Here is a 2,467-nt window from a genome sequence, read left to right as displayed (position 1 = left end):
CCATTAGAGTCCATCAGTAAAAAAGGCTTTGAAAGCGTGGTGCAAACCAACCTTGTGGGCGGCTTTTTAATGGCCAGAGAATTGTTCAAACAACACTTCAAAGCCCATGGCGGCAGCATAGTGAATATCACCGCGGATAATAAAAACGGTATGCCGGGTATGGGCCACTCGGGTGCAGCGCGGGCTGGGGTCGAAAACCTCACCAAAACGGCCGCGTGGGAATGGGGCCGATATGGCGTGCGAGTGAATACGGTGGCGCCGGGTTGGGTGGCGTCTTCTGGCCTTGATACCTACCCTCAAGAGATGCAAGCCGCGATAAAAAATCTAAAACATGCAGTACCCCTGGGGCGTATTGCTAGCGAAGCAGAAGTCTCTTCGGTGATTTGCTTTTTAATGAGTCCAGGCGCCAACTTTATCAGCGGCCAATCTATATGGGTAGACGGCGCTGCAAGTATGGGCTCTGCCCCTGCACTTGCGCCACTTGGTCAAACAGCACCCGTTAACAGCACAACATGGGACGGCTTTCATCGCTCAGCGCCGCCCAAGGTTTTGCGCTAACGCCCAGCACAATATCAACGAGGATATGAAGATGAATAACCACGCATTGAATAGAAACCTGATAGAGCGCGTTGCCCTAGGTGACCTGCTACGTAAGCGCAGCAGAGACAGCGGCGAGAAGCCCGCCATTGTAGATTTTCCGAATGGTGAGCGCCGTGCAACCAGCTATAACGAATTAAACAAACGGGTGAATCAGTTGGCCCACGGCTTAATCGCAAAGGGCGTTAAACAAGGGGACAAACTAGCGTTATTCTCAACCAATCAGCGCGACATGCTTACCGTGTATTTTGCCTGCTACAAACTCGGTGTCATTGCCGTACCGATTAATTTTATGCAAGGCGTAGACGATGTGCGCTACAACCTTGAACACAGCGAAACCTCAGCCGTTGTTTACGAAGCGATGTTTGCCGAGCTAGTGCACGCCAGCACCGAAGGTAATCCACACATCAAGCTGACGGTGCAAATGGGCAATAACAAGGGCAAATCTGATTACAGCTTAGAAGCGCTACTCGATAATCAAAGTGAGCAAGAGATTAATGACCGTATTATTGAGGACAGAGACACGGCCCACATGATCTACACTTCGGGCACCACTTCACGACCTAAAGCGGTTGAGTCATCCCATCTGGCCCTGACCATAGCGGCGTTAACGGGGGCCATTGAGCTCGAGCTAAACAGATATAATCGCATGTTGTTGGTGCTGCCGCTGTTTCACTGTGCGGCATTATCTGTGCTGCACCCAGTCATGATGCGCGGGGGCTGCACTGTGCTACACGCCGCATTTGACCCTAACGTCATCGTGGATAGCCTTGAGCAGGAAAAAATCGAAACCGCCGTGTTTATGCCCATGATGTGGCATGCACTGCTCGCCACACCGAATGTTGATCAGCGCGACTTTCAACATTTCAAATTAGGGGTGTATTCCATGGCTGCTATGAATAGTAAAAGCCTAGAAAAAGTACGTAAAACCTTTGGGTGCGTGATGCATTTGGGCAGCGGCCAAACCGAGTTCGCCCCTGTTGCCTGTATGTATCGAGATAAAACCCCAACCGAATTCAGCGAAGGTAATTATTGGGGGGAGCCCGTTTGTACTGGTGAGCAAGCGATTATTGATAAGCAAGGCAACGAGCTTCCCAACGGCGAAGCGGGTGAGATAGTATGGCGCGGGCCCCAAGTTATGAGTGGCTACTATAAGAATGAGCAAGCTACAGCAGAGGCGGGTAAATTCGGCTGGCATCACACGGGAGATATCGGCTTAATCGATAACCAAGGCCAACTGCTGTTTATTGACCGGATCAAAGACACGATAAAATCGGGTGGTGAAAATGTCTCATCACAAAAGGTAGAGCAAGCCTTGGAGTTACTAGAGGGCATCGAGCGCGCGGCCGCCTTCGGCGTGAGCCATCCCCACTGGGGCGAAGCCGTTTGCGCCTGTATTATCAGCGCAACATTGAACGAATCAGACATTCCTCAAATCGAGGCGCACTGCAAAGCCCAGCTAGGGCAGTTCGAAGTGCCCAAAGCCATTTTCATCTGCGAAGCCCTGCCGGTCACAGGCACAGGGAAAGTCAGAAAGGTGGAGTTGCGGGAGCAGTATAAACGCGTATTTATTGTCTAAATGAATAGGCAGCTGGTTAACAAATATCGGACTTTGTAAGAAAATGACTCTGTAGCGAGTAGACTTTCAGAAAACCTATCCGCTCAAGAGGATAATTAGATGAGTATCCTCAATAGGGGATATTGCTGTACATATCCTCCAAAGGGGATATAGTGTCTTTTATCCGCTTGAAGGTATAGAGGAGGCTCAGATGATCTACAGTCCAAAACAATTGGCCAATCAGTTGTTACTAATCCGCACCAAGAACAATTGGACCCAGCAAGACATTGCGGCCAAAGCAGGGGTCAAACA

Annotated in this window: 2 protein-coding genes; both read left to right on the top strand. The window is 50.2% G+C overall.

Annotated features, from left to right (window positions below):
- The coding region (locus ACSHWX_RS18230) for an SDR family oxidoreductase (protein WP_435669633.1) at window positions 1-558 on the top strand (558 nt) is incomplete at its 5' end.
- A gap of 31 nt (window positions 559-589) precedes the next feature.
- Complete coding sequence (locus tag ACSHWX_RS18225; protein ID WP_435669632.1) at window positions 590-2,176, top strand: class I adenylate-forming enzyme family protein; 1,587 nt, start codon at window positions 590-592, stop codon at window positions 2,174-2,176.
- Window positions 2,177-2,467 lie beyond the last annotated feature (291 nt).

Source organism: Maritalea sp. (genome assembly GCF_051251695.1).
Lineage (GTDB): Bacteria > Pseudomonadota > Alphaproteobacteria > Rhizobiales > Devosiaceae > Maritalea.
This window is presented reverse-complemented; position numbering and strand designations above follow the sequence as displayed.